This is a genomic window from Rhodopseudomonas palustris BisB18 (assembly GCF_000013745.1).
In the GTDB taxonomy this organism is placed as follows: domain Bacteria; phylum Pseudomonadota; class Alphaproteobacteria; order Rhizobiales; family Xanthobacteraceae; genus Rhodopseudomonas_A; species Rhodopseudomonas_A palustris_F.
Genome location: NC_007925.1, coordinates 3482536 through 3498370, shown reverse-complemented (window position 1 = coordinate 3498370; position 15835 = coordinate 3482536). Strand labels below are relative to the sequence as shown.

Annotated in this window: 19 protein-coding genes and 1 tRNA gene; 12 read left to right on the top strand and 8 right to left on the bottom strand. The window is 65.9% G+C overall.

The window, feature by feature from the left end:
* Window positions 1–27: 27 nt before the first annotated feature.
* Window positions 28–711 (top strand): hypothetical protein, encoded by a 684-nt coding sequence (locus tag RPC_RS15825; protein ID WP_011473586.1) that lies wholly within the window; start codon window positions 28–30, stop codon window positions 709–711.
* 231 nt (window positions 712–942) lie between these two features.
* Here RPC_RS15825 and RPC_RS15820 read toward each other — a convergent pair whose 3' ends face one another.
* Complete coding sequence (locus RPC_RS15820) at window positions 943–1965, bottom strand: methionine synthase (protein WP_080507395.1); 1023 nt, start codon at window positions 1963–1965, stop codon at window positions 943–945.
* Window positions 1966–2092: 127 nt separating this feature from the next.
* On the opposite strand from RPC_RS15820, the gene RPC_RS15815 reads away from it, so the two are divergent.
* The 4 genes from RPC_RS15815 to RPC_RS26625 all read left to right on the top strand — a co-directional run bounded on the left by RPC_RS15815 (window position 2093) and on the right by RPC_RS26625 (window position 4445).
* Window positions 2093–2800: a glutathione S-transferase N-terminal domain-containing protein gene (locus RPC_RS15815; protein WP_011473584.1), complete on the top strand. Its 708-nt coding sequence runs from the start codon at window positions 2093–2095 to the stop codon at window positions 2798–2800.
* Between the two features lie 241 nt (window positions 2801–3041).
* Entirely contained in the window at window positions 3042–3662 is a 621-nt protein-coding gene (locus RPC_RS15810) for a 2-hydroxychromene-2-carboxylate isomerase (protein ID WP_011473583.1), read from the top strand.
* A gap of 99 nt (window positions 3663–3761) precedes the next feature.
* Window positions 3762–3848 (top strand) — tRNA-Leu (locus RPC_RS15805).
* 177 nt (window positions 3849–4025) lie between these two features.
* The gene (locus RPC_RS26625; RefSeq protein WP_011473582.1) at window positions 4026–4445 is read left to right on the top strand and encodes a hypothetical protein; all 420 of its coding nucleotides are present in this window, start codon (window positions 4026–4028) and stop codon (window positions 4443–4445) included.
* Between the two features lie 24 nt (window positions 4446–4469).
* Here RPC_RS26625 and RPC_RS15795 read toward each other — a convergent pair whose 3' ends face one another.
* On the bottom strand, window positions 4470–5666 hold the full coding sequence (locus RPC_RS15795; protein WP_011473581.1) for an FAD-dependent monooxygenase: 1197 nt from the start codon (window positions 5664–5666) through the stop codon (window positions 4470–4472).
* Between the two features lie 9 nt (window positions 5667–5675).
* Window positions 5676–5921 carry a zinc-finger domain-containing protein gene (locus RPC_RS15790; protein WP_011473580.1) on the bottom strand — a complete coding sequence of 82 codons (246 nt, stop codon included), beginning with the start codon at window positions 5919–5921 and terminating at the stop codon, window positions 5676–5678.
* Between the two features lie 206 nt (window positions 5922–6127).
* On the opposite strand from RPC_RS15790, the gene RPC_RS15785 reads away from it, so the two are divergent.
* Both RPC_RS15785 and RPC_RS15780 read left to right on the top strand, forming a co-directional pair.
* Window positions 6128–7294, top strand: coding sequence for a hypothetical protein (locus RPC_RS15785; RefSeq protein ID WP_011473579.1), 1167 nt, complete (start codon window positions 6128–6130; stop codon window positions 7292–7294).
* 82 nt (window positions 7295–7376) lie between these two features.
* Window positions 7377–8129, top strand: coding sequence for an alpha/beta fold hydrolase (locus tag RPC_RS15780; RefSeq protein WP_011473578.1), 753 nt, complete (start codon window positions 7377–7379; stop codon window positions 8127–8129).
* Here RPC_RS15780 and RPC_RS15775 read toward each other — a convergent pair.
* Complete coding sequence (locus RPC_RS15775; RefSeq protein WP_011473577.1) at window positions 8087–9484, bottom strand: hypothetical protein; 1398 nt, start codon at window positions 9482–9484, stop codon at window positions 8087–8089. The two genes, RPC_RS15780 and RPC_RS15775, sit on opposite strands and share 43 nt — an antisense overlap.
* Before the next feature lie 252 nt (window positions 9485–9736).
* On the opposite strand from RPC_RS15775, the gene cysE reads away from it, so the two are divergent.
* The gene (gene cysE / locus RPC_RS15770; RefSeq protein WP_011473576.1) at window positions 9737–10564 is read left to right on the top strand and encodes a serine O-acetyltransferase; all 828 of its coding nucleotides are present in this window, start codon (window positions 9737–9739) and stop codon (window positions 10562–10564) included.
* 99 nt (window positions 10565–10663) lie between these two features.
* Window positions 10664–10882: a DUF3126 family protein gene (locus tag RPC_RS15765; RefSeq protein WP_011473575.1), complete on the top strand. Its 219-nt coding sequence runs from the start codon at window positions 10664–10666 to the stop codon at window positions 10880–10882.
* A 42-nt stretch (window positions 10883–10924) separates the two neighbouring features.
* Here the strand turns inward: RPC_RS15765 and RPC_RS15760 are convergent, their stop codons facing one another.
* Window positions 10925–11638, bottom strand: coding sequence for a hypothetical protein (locus tag RPC_RS15760; RefSeq protein WP_011473574.1), 714 nt, complete (start codon window positions 11636–11638; stop codon window positions 10925–10927).
* Between the two features lie 208 nt (window positions 11639–11846).
* Here RPC_RS15760 and RPC_RS15755 point away from each other — a divergent pair, with 208 nt between their 5' ends.
* Both RPC_RS15755 and RPC_RS15750 read left to right on the top strand, forming a co-directional pair.
* Window positions 11847–12176 (top strand): DUF6949 family protein, encoded by a 330-nt coding sequence (locus RPC_RS15755; RefSeq protein ID WP_041802927.1) that lies wholly within the window; start codon window positions 11847–11849, stop codon window positions 12174–12176.
* A 76-nt stretch (window positions 12177–12252) separates the two neighbouring features.
* The gene (locus tag RPC_RS15750) at window positions 12253–12783 is read left to right on the top strand and encodes a gamma carbonic anhydrase family protein (protein ID WP_011473572.1); all 531 of its coding nucleotides are present in this window, start codon (window positions 12253–12255) and stop codon (window positions 12781–12783) included.
* 314 nt (window positions 12784–13097) lie between these two features.
* On the opposite strand, the gene RPC_RS26525 is transcribed toward RPC_RS15750, so the two are convergent.
* A complete protein-coding gene (locus tag RPC_RS26525) occupies window positions 13098–13259 on the bottom strand; it encodes a hypothetical protein (protein ID WP_011473571.1) in 162 nt (53 codons plus the stop codon).
* Window positions 13256–13477: a hypothetical protein gene (locus tag RPC_RS15745; protein ID WP_041802926.1), complete on the bottom strand. Its 222-nt coding sequence runs from the start codon at window positions 13475–13477 to the stop codon at window positions 13256–13258. Before RPC_RS15745 ends, RPC_RS26525 begins: the two co-directional genes overlap by 4 nt.
* Before the next feature lie 194 nt (window positions 13478–13671).
* Here RPC_RS15745 and RPC_RS15740 point away from each other — a divergent pair, with 194 nt between their 5' ends.
* A complete protein-coding gene (locus tag RPC_RS15740; protein ID WP_011473569.1) occupies window positions 13672–14094 on the top strand; it encodes a hypothetical protein in 423 nt (140 codons plus the stop codon).
* Between the two features lie 157 nt (window positions 14095–14251).
* Here RPC_RS15740 and RPC_RS15735 read toward each other — a convergent pair whose 3' ends face one another.
* A complete protein-coding gene (locus RPC_RS15735) occupies window positions 14252–15739 on the bottom strand; it encodes a porin (RefSeq protein WP_011473568.1) in 1488 nt (495 codons plus the stop codon).
* Window positions 15740–15835 lie beyond the last annotated feature (96 nt).

Here is a 15835-nt window from a genome sequence, read left to right as displayed (position 1 = left end):
CAGTGTGTGCGCCGGAGGTGAATCGAAATGCCGCTGCAGAACCGCGTGACGCCAACGGGCGAGATCGTCGCGGCGCCGCAGCGCGGGATGTTCACCGGCAATCGCGGCATCATCCATGATCCGGCGACCAGGACGCTGCTCAACAGGCGCTGGTCGAGCGCGGCGTGGATTACTTGCGTCTGCGATTTTCGCGGCCGCCGCCGCGACGTGATGGCGACGCCAAGCTGGACCGAGCTGTTTTTCCTCGACGAAGCCACCGCGCTCGCCGCCGGGCACCGGCCATGTTTTCTCTGCCGGCGCGAGGATGCGGAGAAATTTCGCGACGCCTGGCAGCGCGGCAACGGCGTGGCACGGGCAGATGCGAAAGACATCGATGCGGCGCTGCATGCCGAACGGCTCGCCGGCCGCGCGAAGCGGCTGCATCCGCTGCCTTGCGCGATCGAGGAGCTATCCGACGGCGCCATGCTGCAAGCGGGCGTGACACTGCAGGCGGCGAGGAACGTCGATCGCGCCAATATCGCCGACGCAATTTGCTATCTGGTGGTGGGCGGCCGTGTTTTGCTGTGGTCGTTCGACGGCTATCGGGCCGTCGACGTAGCGCTTCGCGATGCCCAATTACTTACGCCGCCCTCGACGCTGCGCGCGCTCGCCGCGGGCTATCGGCCGCGACTGCATCTGTCTGCGTTGCAACACGCTCCGTCGTCATCCTGAGGCGCTTGCTGATCGGCGCGCAGCGCCGATCAGCAAGCCTCGAAGGATGGGCCGCAAGTACCATCTGTGGACCGCGCGAACCCGCGTCCGCATCCTTCGAGGCTCGCCTGGCGTTATCAGCTGCGGCGCGGCCAACCGCGTTGGCCGGCTCGCGCCTCAGGATGACGACGTTGTGGGTGAGGCGCGGCTGCTATCAGAACGACCGCGTCGGACTCCTGGCGCAGCGATGGCTCACCCGAACCGCTGCCGTGCCAATTCCGCGCCGGCGCCCAGCGCCATCAGCTTGGCCTCGGCGATGTCGCGGCGCATCGGCGCCATGCCGCAATTGGTGGTGGCGATGATGTTCTGCTTCGGCACGAAATTCATCACCGCCTCGATCGTCGCCGCGACGTCCTCGGCGGTCTCGATCTCGTCGCTGGCGACGTCGATCACCCCGGCCTGCACGATCTTGCCCTTCAACAGCCCGAGCAGTTCCAGCGGCACCTTGGAGTTGCGGCATTCGATCGCGACCTGCCCAATCGGGCTGTCGTCGATCGCCGGAAAGATCTCCTCATATTGCCGCCACTGCGCGCCGAGCGTCGCCTTCCAGTCGGTATTGGCCTTGATGCCGTAGCCGTAGCAGATATGCACCGCGGTCGCGCAGGTGAGGCCCTCGGCGGCCCGCGCCAGCGCGCGGACGCCCCAGTCGGCGGCCTCGTCCATGTAGACGTTGAACGCCGGCTCGTCGAACTGCACCATGTCGATGCCCTCAGCCGCCAGCGCTTTGGCCTCTTCGTTCAACAGTTCGGCGAAGGCGAACGCCATCTTGACGCGGTCGCCGTAGTAACTATCCGCGATGGTGTCGATGATGGTCAGCGGGCCGGGCAGCGTGAACTTCAATTTGCGCGTGGTGTGGGCGCGGGCGATTTCGGCCTCGAAGGCGTGGACGCGGCCCTTCAGCCGCAGCGGCGCCACCACCTGCGGCACCATCGCCTTGTAGCGATCGTTGCGGATTCCCATTTCCACCTTGTGGGCGAAATCGATGCCCTCGACGGCTTCGAGAAAGCCGTGCACGAAATGCTGCCGCGCCTGCTCTCCTTCAGTCAGGATGTCGATGCCGGCGTCTTCCTGCACTTTCAACGCCAGCAGCGTGGCGTCGCGCTTGGCGCGGGCCAATTCCGTGCCGGAGGATTTCCACGGCGCCCACAGCGTGTTGGGTTCGGCGAGCCATTCCGGCTTCGGCAATGAACCCGCGATGGTGGTCGGAAACAGCATCGGCATTTTCTCCCCGTTGATTTGCCTCCTATGTGCCATGTCGCAGCTGCTTCGTACATGGCATTGCCGCCCGGGAGAATGCCGGGCTAGGATCGCGCAAAATGCATCTCGCCCAAAGGGAGCCCGCATGATCGAGCTGTATTACGCGCCGACGCCGAACGGCTGGAAGATCTCGATCATGCTGGAGGAATGCGGCTTGGCTTACGAACTGCATCCGATGCAGCTCGGCCGCGGCGATCAGCACCAGCCCGAGTTCCTCAAGCTCAATCCGAACGGGCGGATGCCGGCGATCGTCGACCGCGATCCCGTCGATGGCGGCGCGCCGCTGACGGTGTTCGAGAGCGGCGCGATCCTGCTCTACCTCGCGGAAAAATCCGGCCTGTTCATGCCGCGCGATCTGCGCGGCCGTCTCAACGTGACGCAATGGCTGATGTGGCAAATGGGCGGGCTCGGCCCGATGCTCGGGCAGAACGGTCACTTCCTGCTCTATGCGCCGGAGAAGATCGCTTACGCCATCGATCGCTACATGCGCGAAGCCAAGCGGCTGTATGGTGTGCTTGATACGCAGCTTGCCGCGCGCGAATACATCGCCGGCGACTACTCGATCGCCGACATTGCCTGCTTTCCCTGGATCATGACCCACAAGGCGCAGGGCTTGACGCTCGACGACTATCCCAACGTCAAGCGCTGGTACGCGGCTTTGCGGGCGCGGCCCAGGCTGCAGGCCGGGCTCGCAGTCGGCAAGCAGGAGACCCAGCCGATGGATCAGCAGGCGCGCAAGATCATGTTCGGCGTTGACGCGCCGTCGCATGCGCAGGGACAGCAGCAACAGTAGTTAGGAGGCGTGAGCGCGCAACTCATCACGACCGTCATTCCGGATTGCGAGTTCGTCAGAACGAGCAAGTCCGGAATCCATAACCCCAGCGGTGGTTATGGATTCCGGGCTCACTCGCGGCTCACGCCGCTCGTGCCCCGGAATGACGGCCAATGGATTGGCGACGCTGCGGCCCGCATGTCGCGGCTTGAAAGTGCAAACCGGCGCTGCGGCCCACGCAGCCCATTGAGAGGAAACCCCGATGATCGAATTCTTCTTCGACTGCTCCAGCCCCTGGAGCTATCTCGCCTTCCACAACATCCAGCCGCTGGCGAAAGAGTTCGGCGAGGAGATCGCGTGGCGGCCGATCCTGGTCGGCGGCATCTTCAACAGCATCAACCCCAGCGTCTATGCGCAGCGCGATCGGCCGGTGCCGGCCAAGGCCGCTTATATGACGAAAGATCTCGCCGATTGGGCGCGCGCGGCGGGGCTCGCGATCAAGATGCCGCCGCGGGTGTTTCCGGTGAACAGCGTCAAAGCGATGCGCGGCTGCCTCTGGCTCGGGCGCGACGACGCCCGCGCCATGCTGCCGTTCGCGCGGGCGGTGTTCGAAGCCTATTGGAGCGACGACCACGATATTTCGCAGGACGCGGTGCTGAATGAGATCTGCCAGCGCGTCGGCGTCGATCCGGCGGCGTTGTTTGCCGGCATCGCCGAGCAGTCGATCAAGGACCAGCTCAAGGCCAACACCGACGAACTGATGGCGCGCGGCGGCTTCGGCTCGCCGACCATCTTCGTCGATCGCACCGACATGTATTTCGGCAACGACCGGCTGCCCTTGATCCGCGACGCCTTGGCGCGGCGCCGCGCCAGCGCCGCCTGACACGGCCGCGCGCGCAGGCTTTGCTTTGCGCCGCGGGCTCGACTATGGATGGGGCCGTTTCCGGCCGGCCGCCGTGGTGGCGGCGGGCTGGACGGCGATGCGGACGTGGCGGAATTGGTAGACGCAAGGGACTTAAAATCCCTCGATGGCAACGTCGTGCGGGTTCGATTCCCGCCGTCCGCACCAGGCCGTGCGGTGCGCCGGGTGGAGAAACCGGCGTTGCGCGGGATTGGCGATTCGCCGCAACAGCGTCGGCCTCATTGCGGTCATCCGGCCATGTGCATTACAGCATGATCCCGAACAGGGATCCCGGTTTTCGGATCGTGCTCCAGCCGGGGCAACAGGAATGGGCTTGCAAACGACATGACCGACCGGCCGCATCGATATCTTTCAACGCCGCTCGCCGGCTATGCGGCGCTGTTGGCGCTGGCAGCTTGTCTTAGCGGCTGCGCCGGGCTCGGCGACGGCGCCGTCTCGGGCGCCTTCGTCGATCCGGCGAAATACGATCTGTGGGAGTGCAAACAGCTCGACACCGAACGCAAGTCGTTGGCGACCCAGACCGCCGAGTTGGACCGGCTGATCGCCAAGGCGCAGACCGGCGCCGGCGGCGCGGTGATGGCGGAAGTCGGCTATCGCAACAGCTACATCACCGTGCGCGCACAGGCCAAGCTCGCCGACGAGGTCTGGGCCCGCAACAAATGCGTCAGCGAGCCGCTGCCAGTGGCTCCGGTGGTGGCCCCGGCCGCGGTTGCGGCGGGGCTTGCCCGCAAACGGGCGCACTGAGCGGAAGCACCGCCACAGCGCTGCTCACACCCGCCAATCATAGATCCAGCGCTGCCGCGCCAAGAGCCGCGGGCCGCCCAGCGCGCGCATCGTCAGGTCGCGCGCCAGCGCCGCGGCGCCGGCGAGGTGATAGATCTGACCATTCAGTCGCGCGGTGCGCTGCACCCGGCCGACGCGCGGCTGCCGTAGCTCCGCGTAACGCTGCAGCGCCGCCGGCACCGCCTCCGGGGCCGAGATGTCGCCGAGGCAGGCGGCCAGCACCGCGGCGTCTTCGATCGCCATGCCGGCGCCCTGCGCGGCGAACGGCAGCATGCCGTGCGCGGCATCGCCGAGCATCGCCGCGGCGCCGTGATTCCACACCCCGCCATCCTGCATGGTGAACAGCGCCCAGCGGCGCCAGCCCTGCACGGCGTCGATCAGGACGCGAGCCTGGTCCGGCCAATGCGGCGGGGCGAACTGGCTGTTGATCTCGCCGGGATCGCCGGGCGCGCTCCAGCCCGGCCGGTTCCAGGATCCGGCGACGATCGCCACGATGTTGATGCGACGGCCTGCGGAAATCGGATAGGCGATCAGATGCGCATTGCCGCCCATCCACAGCTGCACATTGCGTGCGGCAAACCCGGCCGGCAAGCGGTCGGCCTCGAACGTGCCGCGCCATGCGATCAGTCCGGAGAACTTCGGCTGCGCATCGGGAAACAGCTGGCGGCGGACCGCCGACCAGATGCCGTCGGCTCCGACCAACGCTAAAGCCGGCTCATGCAGCCGCGACAGTCCGTTGCGCTGCGTCACCGAAACGCCGTCGGCGGTGCTGCTGACCTCTTCGAACTGCCAGCCGAGCCGCAGTTCGATGTTGCGATGGTCGCGGACCTGCGCCGCCAGCGCGGTCTGCAGATCGGCGCGATGAATCACCCAATAGGGAGCCCCGGCGCGAAACCTGGCCTCGTCGCCGAGCGGCAGGCGAACGATCTCGCCCTGGCCGCGCGCGCTCATGATGGTGACGGCGTCAGGCGTAATGACGCTGGGCTCCAGCCGCGGCCGCAATCCGAGATCGATCAGCACGCGGCTGGCATTGGGTGACAGCTGCAGCCCGGCGCCGGCTTCTTCCAGCCGCTGCGCCTTTTCCAGCACGATGACGCGAAAACCCTTGGCTGCAAGCGTCAGCGACGCGGTCAATCCTCCGATCCCGGCGCCGGCGACGACGATGGTTCGCGGGGCTGTCAAAGCCGTCGATCAGGCGACCTTGTCCTGCAGCACGCATTCGGGAGGACGCGCCTCGCCGGGCGCAAGGTCGGCCGCGTAGCGATACAATGTGGAGCAATACGGGCAGATGATTTCGTTGTCGTTGCCGAGGTCGAGGAACACATGCGGATGATCGAACGGCGGGTTGGCCCCCACGCACATGAACTCCTTCGAGCCGATCTCGATGATCGGAACGCCGGCGTCATTGTGGAAGTGAGGGACGACGTGGTCGGACATGTTCTTCACCTTATGGTCGCGACGAACGAAGACAGCATGGCGCGCGCACCATACTGTTCACGGTTCTTGATTCCTAGAGCGGCCGGCGGCCATTCGCCCGCGGAAATTCGACACAATCCCGTGGCCTGGGAGAAGCCCTTCTTTCGTCGGGGCGGTTGTGTCCAAAAAATGACGCACCACCTTTAGGATGAGATAACGAGGATTCCATGACCCGGTTGCAGAGCGGATCGGCCCTGGCAGGAACTGCGATTTGCGTCGCAGCGTTGCTGGTGGCTTGGCCGTCCGCACAGCACGCCGGAGCCCTGCTGGATGCCCAAGACGATCCGGCGCAACTGGCCGACGTGCAAATTAGTTCGGCATTGCGGCAGGCCCCAAGCCTGATCGAACAGAACATCGAGAGCGCATTGGCGCAAAACGACTCCGATCTTGCCCAAAGTCTGGTCGCGCTTGCCGCCGACAAAGGAATCACCGTTCCCGAGGCGCTGCAGCAGCGCGTCGCCGACGCGGTGCAGCTCGACCACAGTCCTGCCCAGGTCGCCAAGCGCTTTGCAACCGGGCTAGTCACCGGCAATGTCGAGGACGGGGCCAGTCTGTCGGGCAGCGTCGCCGGCGATCTGTTTGTGTTCGGCGACGTCCGCGACGTGGTGCGCGAAAGTCAAAAGCTGGCCGCCGGCGAGGAGCCCGACCGGGTGATTCTCGGACTCGCCGCCGCCGGACTCGCGGTGACCGCGGCGACGTTTGTTTCGGTGGGCGGCACCACGCCGGTGCGCGCCGGGCTGACGCTGGTCAAGGACGCCCGCAAGGTCGGGCGATTGGGCGCCGGACTGTCGCGATGGGCCGGACGATCGGCCGCCGAGGTGGTCGATACGCCGGCGTTGCGCAACGCGCTGTCGGCCGGTGCGCTGAGCAAGCCCGCGGAGACCGTCACCGCGGTGAGAGCGGCGTTTCGCGCCGACAAGGCCGGCGCGTTGGTGCGGGTCGCCAAGGACGTCGGACGGATCGGCGAAAAGCTCGGCACCCGCGGCGCGCTCGACACGCTGAAGATCGCCGAAGGGCCGAAGGACATCGCGCGGGCCGCACGCTTGGCGGAGTCGAAGGCCGGCCAGACCCGCGGCATTCTCAAGCTCCTTGGTCGCGGCGCGCTGTTCTTGACGATCGGCGCCTTCAACCTGTCGTGGTGGATGCTCTGGGCCGTGTTCGCATTCTTCGGCGTGCTGAGTTCGATCAAGGCCGCGACCGAACGCACGACACGGTGGTGGCTGCGCCGCCGCCGGGAAAAAACCGCGGCTCGGCAAACCGCGTTGCGCGCCGCCGCGGCAACTATCCCGCCACTGCCGCCGTTGCCGCTGGCGGCGTTGCGCGCCCCGCGTTAGAACCTCGTTCCTCACCCCACGATCCTGGTCGCTCTCCCAGCCTCGTCTCCTCCTTGCCATCTCCTCACCGACGGACAGATCGATGCCGAGCTTTCACAACGGCCGTGTTGAAATTGCCTATCTGGATGAAGGCGAGGGCGATCCGATCATTCTGGTTCACGGCTTTGCGTCGAACAAGAACGTCAACTGGGCGTATCCGAGTTGGGTGTCGGAATTGCAGAAAAGCGGCCGCCGCGTCGTCGCCTTCGACAATCGCGGGCACGGCGAGTCCAGCAAGCTGTACGATCCGGAGGACTATCATATCGGCACCATGGCCGGCGATCTGCGGGCGCTGATGGATCATCTGCAGTTCGCCCGCGCCGACGTGATGGGTTATTCGATGGGCGCGCGGATCACCGCCTATCTGGCGCGCAGTCAGCCGGAGCGGGTGCGCTCGGCGATCTTCGGCGGGCTCGGCATCGGGTTGGTGCAAGGCGGTGGGCCCGGCGAAAACGTCGTCGCGGCGTTGCAGGCGCCGTCGCTCGACGACGTCACCGATCCGGTCGGGCGCACCTTTCGCGCGTTCGCCGAGCAGACCCGGTCCGATCGCGCGGCGCTGGCCGCCTGCTTGCGCGGCTCGCGTCGGCTGATGTCGGTGGAAGAGGCGGGCGGCATCGCGGTGCCGGTGCTGATCGCGGTCGGTACCACCGACGACATCGCCGGTTCGGCGCGGGCGCTGCAAGAGATTATTGCGGGCTCCGAGGTGCTGGACATTCCCCGGCGCGACCACATGCGCGCGGTCGGCGACCGCGTCTACAAGGACGGCGTGCTGGACTTCCTGTCGCGGCGGCCGTGAGGGCTGTCGTGGTCGAACCAGCGGTTGGCGGCGATTAGCACCACGAAGCTGGCCAGCCACACCATGCGCGCGCCGTAGCGGTCGTGCGGGCCGGAGATCACGCCGCAGATCGCCGCGTTGCCGATCAGCGCCAGACACACCGTCGCCGACAGCAGCGACAGGTCGTCGAGGTTGCGGCGCCACAGCGCGTTGCCGAGGATCACGGTCAATAGCAGCATCGAGCCCAGCGCCACCGGCACGTGAACGCGATTGATGGCGGGAAAGTCGATGTCCCAATGTTGCTGCCGCGCCGCGCGCATCGCCGCGACCTGACCCGGCAGATAGCGCTCGATGATGCCGTAAGTGTGCGGGATCCAGCCGTTGGTGCCTTCGCCGGTGGCGACGTGGGTGAGTTGCTGCGCGGTCGCGGCGAGCGCCGCCTCCGCCTGCCAGGCCGGATAGTCGGCCAGCGCATGCAGCGCGATAAAGCCCATCTCGTCGTCCATGCCCTGAAACCGGCCCAGCGTGTTGAACATGCTTTGGCCCCACAGAAAATCATCCGCGGTGGCCGGCAACGCGGCGCGATAGGGACACAGCTTCAGCGCCTGTGTGGCACAGTGATCGTTGAGATAGCGGGCGACGATGCCGTCCTGCAGCATGCGGCCGAACGCGACGCCGACGCCGCCGGGCGTCCAGGCCAATTGGCCGGACAGCGCGAAGTTGGCGGCGAGCAGCATCGCGACGCTGGCCGCCAGCGCCGTCAATCCGCGAACTAATCCGCCCAGCGGAATACGCCGACCGAGCAGCGGCCGCGCCAGCAAAGCCGCGCAGCACAGCCCCAACAACACGCCGAGCGTGGCGCTGTGGGTGGCTGCGGCGAACGCCGTGAACAGCATCAACAGGCCGCGCTCGAGCCGCGAGATGTTGTCGCCCTGCACGACCACGATGAACAGCGACAGCACCGCAAGGCCGGCGAAAATGTCGGTCAGCAGCATGCTGGTCAGCCACGGCAACGCCGTGGTCAGAATCAGCGCCAGGCAGACCGCCACGATCCGCAGCGGCGTGCGGATGCCGAATAGCCGCAGCGTCAGTTGCAGAATCCATAGCGTCGCCAGCGCCTGGACGCCGAGATTGATCCAGAAATACGACGACTCGCCGAAATGCAGATAAAGCCCGAACACGGTCGACCGGCTGGGGACCAGGTACCCCTCATACCAGCGGGCGAGATAGCCGCCGGTGTCGTATTGCAACAGCGGATAGGCGTTCCAGAATGCCGGCATCAGCAGCAGCAGCGGCACCACCAAGGCAACGATCCAGGCCGAGGCAAATTCGACGCGGCGGACGCGCGGGATCGGTGTGCTGACGTCATCTGACATGCGACCGGACTTCCCCGATTTCCGCGGGCGTGACAACCTCAGAACGGTTGTAACCTGCAGCTTGATTTATCCGGATTTCGCGCCACCTGTTGCTTCGGTGCTTCGGCGGAGCGCTATAGTTTACAGATAAAGCGTTCCGTATCAGTTGGTTAGGCAAAGTTAACCGGCCCCGGCGAGCAACTCGCGGCGGCAGGACAGCAGCACGGCGCCCGTGCTATAATCGCAACGTAACCTTGAAATCGCGAGATCCGCATGTCGATGCATCAGGTCAATCCGCAGACCCCCAGGCTGACCGCGCTCGATCCGGTCTGGGACCGTGTGCGCGTCGAGGCCGAGGACATCGTTCGCCGCGAGCCCGAACTCGCCTCGTTCATCTACGCCACGGTGCTGCATCACGATCGGCTGGAAGAGGCGGTGGTGCATCGGGTGTCGGAGCGGCTCGATCATGCGGCGCTGTCCGGCGACCTGATCCGGCAGACCTTCGAGGAGGCGCTGCGCGACGCTCCCGATATCGGCAATGCGTTTCGCGCCGACATGGTGGCGGTGTTCGATCGCGATCCGGCCACCGCGCGGTTCATCGATCCGTTGTTGTACTTCAAGGGGTTTCACGCGCTGCAGACCCACCGGCTGGCGCATTGGCTGTATCATAAGGGCCGCAAGGACTTCGCGTTCTACTTACAGAGCCGGTCCTCGGCGGTGTTTCAGACCGACATCAACCCGGCCGCCAAGATCGGCCGCGGCATCTTCCTCGATCACGCCACCGGGCTTGTGGTCGGCGAGACCGCGGTGATCGAAGACGACGTCTCGATCCTGCACGGCGTGACGCTGGGCGGCACCGGCAAGGAGCACGAGGACCGCCATCCCAAAATCCGCCACGGCGTGCTGATCGGCGCCGGCGCCAAGATTCTCGGCAATATCGAGGTCGGCCATTGCGCGCGCATCGCCGCGGGTTCGGTGGTGGTGAAGGCGGTGCCGCACAACGTCACGGTGGCCGGGGTGCCGGCCAAGGTGGTCGGCGAGGCCGGCTGCGCCGAGCCGTCGCGCACCATGAACCAGATGCTGAACGCGATCGGGCTGTGATTGTCCAAACCTTTGTGAGCGCGCCCGGCATAAACGGCTAGCGGCGCGGCAGATCCCGCACTAAAGCATCGCCAACATTCAATCGCATTGGAGACATCCGTGGACGTTCAGGAAGTCAGGAAACTCGACGCCTATCTCAAGCGCCTGTTCGGCAACCAGAAGATCCGGGTGGTGCCGCGGCCGAAGAAGGACGACTCGGCCGAGGTCTATATCGGCGAGGAATTCATCGGCGTGTTGTTCGTCGACGACGAAGACGAGGACCGCTCGTTTCAGTTCCAGATGGCGATTCTCGAAGACGATCTGGTCGACGTCGGCTGAGGCCGCGGCTTGCGGCTTGGCTTCGGCACCCGGCGGCGTTACTCAGCGGCGCAGGCTCGGGAGACTCGCACTCAGCTGATCGACCGCACCGGCCACGTTGCGCCATTGCGCCAGCCATTGCCGCGGAAAACGAAACGTCAGATCAGCGCCGTCGATCCGCCGTTCGGTGAGGCACATGCCGGGGGTCTTGCCGTCGCGCGTGCAGCGCGCGGCGAAGTCCGGGTTGCGGCCCACGACCAGGTCTTCGTTGCTATAGGGTGACCCATCGCGGAACGCGCGGACGGTGACGTCGTCCGGGCCGGGGGATGGGGCGGCGGCGAGATAGCGCGGGAAGATCGTGCGCAGCCGGGTCTCCGGCGACATCGCATCGTGATGCGCCGTGATTGACAGGAAGATCCGGTCGATCGGCTGCGCGATCTCGCCGGCGACGTCGACGCTGACGTGCTTGGGCTTGTCCGGCGCATTGAGCGACGGATAGCTGAAATTGAGGTCGACGCGTTCCTGTGGTCCGGAGTGCTTCTGCACCTTGATACGAAATGCGCGGGTCGGAACGTTGAACAAGGTTGCGCCGACCTCGATCGGGATGCGATCGGGATCGCCGGTCGGTTCGACGTGCCAGGTCGGCCACAGCAGATAGGCCACCACGGTGACGGCGGCGATCACGATCAGGCCCGCCGCCAGGATCGGCCCCGGGTGACCGCCGCGGGCTTTGCGCCGGCGCGGCGATGCCTTTTCAGCCGATGAAAGCAGGGCCATTGCAATACGTCACTGGAGGGTGGGAGAGCGCGAATCAGCGGTGAATATGCCACGCGCAGAACCACTTCCGTAGGTTTTTGCGCAGCAACCAAAGGCTCCGACGGCGTCGCGGGGTGCCGGCGATGTTAACCCTTTCTTAAGGATGCGGTGGCGGCCGCAGCGGCTTTCTGCGATCACCGCGAACGTAGTCGTGTGGGAGGGCAAGGCGATGTCGCCGGAAGTCTGGAACAACCTGTTCTCGCTGTTGGTCGGGTTCGCGCTGGCCGGGGCGTTGACCAGCGGCTACCAGGCGTTGGCGCGGCGCCAGGCCGGATTCGGCCTGCTGCAGCGCGGCGCGGCGCCGCAGACCTTCGCCGCAGTGCCGTTCCTGGTATTCGCGGCGCCTTTCATCATCATGCGCAACACCCTGCGTGATCGGCAATCGCAGCGCCGCCGCGCCCAATTCGTGATGATGGCGACGGTGCTCGCCGGGTTCTGGAGCATGATGTCGGGCACGGTGCTGATGATGACCCTGAAAGCCCTCGGCGTTCTGGCTTGAGCGGCAGCGCGGCGGCTTTGAATCCGGGATCGAAGTCGTGTAGCCAATACCGCGCATTGCAGTCCAGGAACCCATCATGGCCATCTATCAACTCGACGGGCAGGGCCCGGAACTGGCCGCCGACGCCAGCCATTTCATCGCCGACAGCGCGGCGGTGATCGGCAAGGTCCGCTTGGGGGCCTCGGTCAGCATATGGTTCGGCGCGGTGCTGCGCGGCGACAACGAGTGGATCGAGATCGGCGCCGGCTCCAATGTCCAGGACAACGCCACCTGCCACACCGATCCCGGCTTTCCGCTGAGCGTCGGGCGCAACTGCACCATCGGCCACAATGTGATTCTGCACGGCTGCACGGTGGAGGACGACGTCTTGATCGGCATGGGGGCGATCGTGATGAACGGCGCCCGCATCGCGCGCGGCTGCGTCGTCGGCGCCGGCGCGGTGATCACCGAGGGCAAGCAGTTTCCGGAGCGCTCGCTGATCATCGGCTCGCCGGCGAAAGTGATCCGCACGCTGGAGCCGGCGCAGGTCGCCGCGATGACCGCGGGGGCCGGTTTCTATGTGCGCAACGGCGCGCGCTACAACGCCGGCCTGACCCGAATCGGCTGACAAAGTCCGGTCGGCTGCCGGCGATCTATACTTCGCGCTGACCGGGCGCGATCGGCGAACACTTTGTTCTACTTGAGCGTGCGCCGCTGAGCGGCGGCGCGGAATCGCGCTGCGAGAGGCATTTTCGGCTAGGATTGATGCGGTTCAAGGGTCCCATGGCCGTCGTTCCGGGGCACGAGCAGCTTCGCTGCGAGTGAGCCCGGCATCCATCATCACCGCAGCGAGTAGGGATTCCGGGCTTGCGCGTTGTTCGAACGCGCAATCCGGAATGACGCCGATTTTGGTTGGATGATTCGATCTTAACCGAAAACGCTCTAGGTCCCCTCGGCCTCGCCGGCCTCGATCTCCGAGGCGACGCGCTCGTGGCCCGCGGCCCACAGTGAATTCTCGTCGCTGCCCTCGCGGTACGGATTGGCTTCCGCCGGAATGCTCATTCGCGCGGCGCGCTGGCCCTCTTCGAACGGGTCGGGTGTCATGCTTTGGCTCCCTTGGTGATTCGCTTGGTGCCGGAGGATTTGCTCGACGCGCCTGCGCTGCGGCGCAGCGCATCCTTCAGGTCGATCGGGATGCCGTGTTTCTTCAAGAGGTCGGCGAACGCTTCGTCGGCGAGCTCCTGCAACGTGGCCATGCGATCGCGGCCGAGTTGGGTCAGCTTGTCGAGGGTGTCGTCGTCGAACCCGATCAGCTTGCGCAAGCGCACCATCCCGCCAAGAAGACCTGCCCGCCAAGACCTGCCCGCCAAGACCTGCCCGCCAAGACCTGCCCGCCAAGACCTGCCGGCGCGCCGGCTCAGACTAAGCCGACCATCGGGGATTGGTTCCGGCGCCGAATCGGGGAGCCGACGGAACCAGCGCGGCCGGCTTCGGTTGATCGGAAAAGGAGCCCCGTATGCGCAGCCATTCACCGACGATCTTTGTCGCCCTCGCGGGCATCCTGCTGGCGACCGCAGCGTTTGCACAAGGCTCCGGCGGCGGCGGCTCCGGCGGCGGAGCGGGTGGCGGATCTGGCGGCGCAACGGGGGCAGCCGCCGGCGGCGCGGGCGGCGTTGGCGGAAACAGCGGTCTCGGCGCTGCGCAGCCGTCCGATCCAGGGACCAACGCGCTGGGGACGGCGAATTCGTCCGGGGCAGGCAGCGGCTCCGGCGGGAGAGATGGCGGCGGGGCGAACAAGGCGCCGCGTGGAACGGCTGCGACCGGGGCCGGCTCGAGCGGCTCGGCCATTGAGGGGCCGCCGACCACCGGCAATGCCGCGGTCGATGCCGAGGACCGCGCGGTCGACCGTAAGGTCAAGAGCATCTGCAAAGGCTGCTGATGGCGCACCGCGTCCGGCTCGGAAGCCGCGGTTTGCGATCTCAGGCTGATTCGATTCGCTGAGCCGATTCGGACAAAGAAAAACCTCCGGCGGGGCATCGCCGGAGGTTCCTTGGAAGTTTACAAAAGAGAGAAAAGTCTCCTTTCGTGGTCGTTTATCAGAAGTTCCGCTGAACGCGGACAGCGCCGGTCCAGGTATCCTGGTCCTTGAACTCATAGATGCCAGTCGGCTTGGTCGCGGTGGGCTTCACCGAGCCGGTCAGGCCGCTGTAGTCCTGGTCGAGCTTGGTGTACATCACTTCGCCCGAGAAGGTCAGGTTCTTGACCGGGGTCCAGCGGGTCACGGTGCCGATCTGGGCAATCTTGAAGTTCGGAGTGCCGGTGAAAGTACCGCCAACCGCACTGCGCAGACCCGCGGTGTACAGAGCACCACCGGTGCCGCCGAAGTCGACCGAGGTGTAGGCGCCGAACACCGAGGTGGACCAGTTCGGGGTCCAGTTGTGGTTGAAGGCGCCACGGATGCCCCAGGCCTTGGTGGTCTGGATGCCGCCGCCGGTCGTGAACACGCCGTCGGGCGAGGTGCCCAGCGCCAGGCTCTGGTACGCGCCGGGGACGCTGGTGTCGCCGTACATCGACATGCTGTTGATGGCACCGGTGCCGCTCATCACGTAACGGATCGCGCCGTCGGCATAGGTACCGTCGAGGTTGATGGTGTCGCCGGGGCCGGTGGGCAGGTTCTTCAGCGACAAGGCGGCCAGCACGGCGTAGCCGTACTTGTCACCCGGGTGGCCCGTGGTTTCGTCAGCGAAGTTGTAGTAGCTGGCGCGGATCTGATGCGCGGCAGCCGAAACCTGGAACAGACCCCAGGCCTGATCGACGCGAACGCGGCCGACGATGTCGGGGATCTGGGTGCCGGCGGTGTAGTTGCCGCCCGGACCTGCGCCCGCCAGCCAGCTGGCTGCGGTGCTGCCGGAGGTACCAAGGCCAGTCACGTTGAACACGTTGGAAACGCCATAGGCCTGACGATAGGCATAGGGATCTTCGACGCTGAGCGACGCCGAAACGCCGTTGCCGAATTCCGCAGTGTAGGACACCTGGTTGACGCCGGTCGAAGTATCGTCGCCGCCGAGCAGGTTGGAGCCGATGTTGCCGGGCGAACCGTTCCACGGCGTCGAGAACACCGAAACCGCCTTACCGAAGGTGAAGCCGGCGAACTGCACGAACGCGAAGTAGACGCCGAGGTTGCCGCCGGCGATCGTGTCGGAACCGGTGGTCCAGGTGAACACCGAGTCGAAATAGGTGCGGACAACGCCGTATTCAGTGGCGGTGCGGGTGTCGAGGGTGATGTCCTGACGGGCGCGGAACTGGGCCTGGTTCTGCAGGCGGTTCTGCTGGCCGGCGGCGCCGCTCCAGGCCGGGGTTTCGGTCGCGCCGGCGGTGTTGAAGCCGACTTCAGCGCGCAGATAGCCGCCGAGCTTGATGCAGGTGTCGGTGCCGGGGATGTAGTAGAAGCCTGCGCCGTACAGCGAGCAAACCTTGACGTATTCGACCGCTTTGGCCTTCAGGGGAAGATCGGCCGCCTGCGCGCCGGCGGTGGCGACGAACGTCGCAGCAGTGCCGAGCATAAGGCCCTTAACTAAATTCATTTGAAAACCTCCAAGTTTGCCTAGTGGACAGTCCAATCGACGGCGCTTGCGCTGGTCGAAAAATGGTGCCCGTTAACCCGCCGCTGGAACTCTCAG

Coding starts and splice junctions, on each gene's coding strand:
- RPC_RS15750 (WP_011473572.1), top strand. CDS start 12,253: ATGGCCATCTATCAACTCGACGGGCAGGGCCCGGAACTGGCCGCCGAC.
- RPC_RS15820 (WP_080507395.1), bottom strand. CDS start 1,965: ATGCTGTTTCCGACCACCATCGCGGGTTCATTGCCGAAGCCGGAATGG.
- RPC_RS15775 (WP_011473577.1), bottom strand. CDS start 9,484: ATGTCAGATGACGTCAGCACACCGATCCCGCGCGTCCGCCGCGTCGAA.
- RPC_RS15740 (WP_011473569.1), top strand. CDS start 13,672: ATGCGCAGCCATTCACCGACGATCTTTGTCGCCCTCGCGGGCATCCTG.
- RPC_RS15815 (WP_011473584.1), top strand. CDS start 2,093: ATGATCGAGCTGTATTACGCGCCGACGCCGAACGGCTGGAAGATCTCG.
- cysE (WP_011473576.1), top strand. CDS start 9,737: ATGTCGATGCATCAGGTCAATCCGCAGACCCCCAGGCTGACCGCGCTC.
- RPC_RS15760 (WP_011473574.1), bottom strand. CDS start 11,638: ATGGCCCTGCTTTCATCGGCTGAAAAGGCATCGCCGCGCCGGCGCAAA.
- RPC_RS15790 (WP_011473580.1), bottom strand. CDS start 5,921: ATGTCCGACCACGTCGTCCCTCACTTCCACAATGACGCCGGCGTTCCG.
- RPC_RS26525 (WP_011473571.1), bottom strand. CDS start 13,259: ATGACACCCGACCCGTTCGAAGAGGGCCAGCGCGCCGCGCGAATGAGC.
- RPC_RS15785 (WP_011473579.1), top strand. CDS start 6,128: ATGACCCGGTTGCAGAGCGGATCGGCCCTGGCAGGAACTGCGATTTGC.
- RPC_RS15735 (WP_011473568.1), bottom strand. CDS start 15,739: ATGAATTTAGTTAAGGGCCTTATGCTCGGCACTGCTGCGACGTTCGTC.
- RPC_RS15825 (WP_011473586.1), top strand. CDS start 28: ATGCCGCTGCAGAACCGCGTGACGCCAACGGGCGAGATCGTCGCGGCG.
- RPC_RS26625 (WP_011473582.1), top strand. CDS start 4,026: ATGACCGACCGGCCGCATCGATATCTTTCAACGCCGCTCGCCGGCTAT.
- RPC_RS15780 (WP_011473578.1), top strand. CDS start 7,377: ATGCCGAGCTTTCACAACGGCCGTGTTGAAATTGCCTATCTGGATGAA.
- RPC_RS15755 (WP_041802927.1), top strand. CDS start 11,847: ATGTCGCCGGAAGTCTGGAACAACCTGTTCTCGCTGTTGGTCGGGTTC.
- RPC_RS15810 (WP_011473583.1), top strand. CDS start 3,042: ATGATCGAATTCTTCTTCGACTGCTCCAGCCCCTGGAGCTATCTCGCC.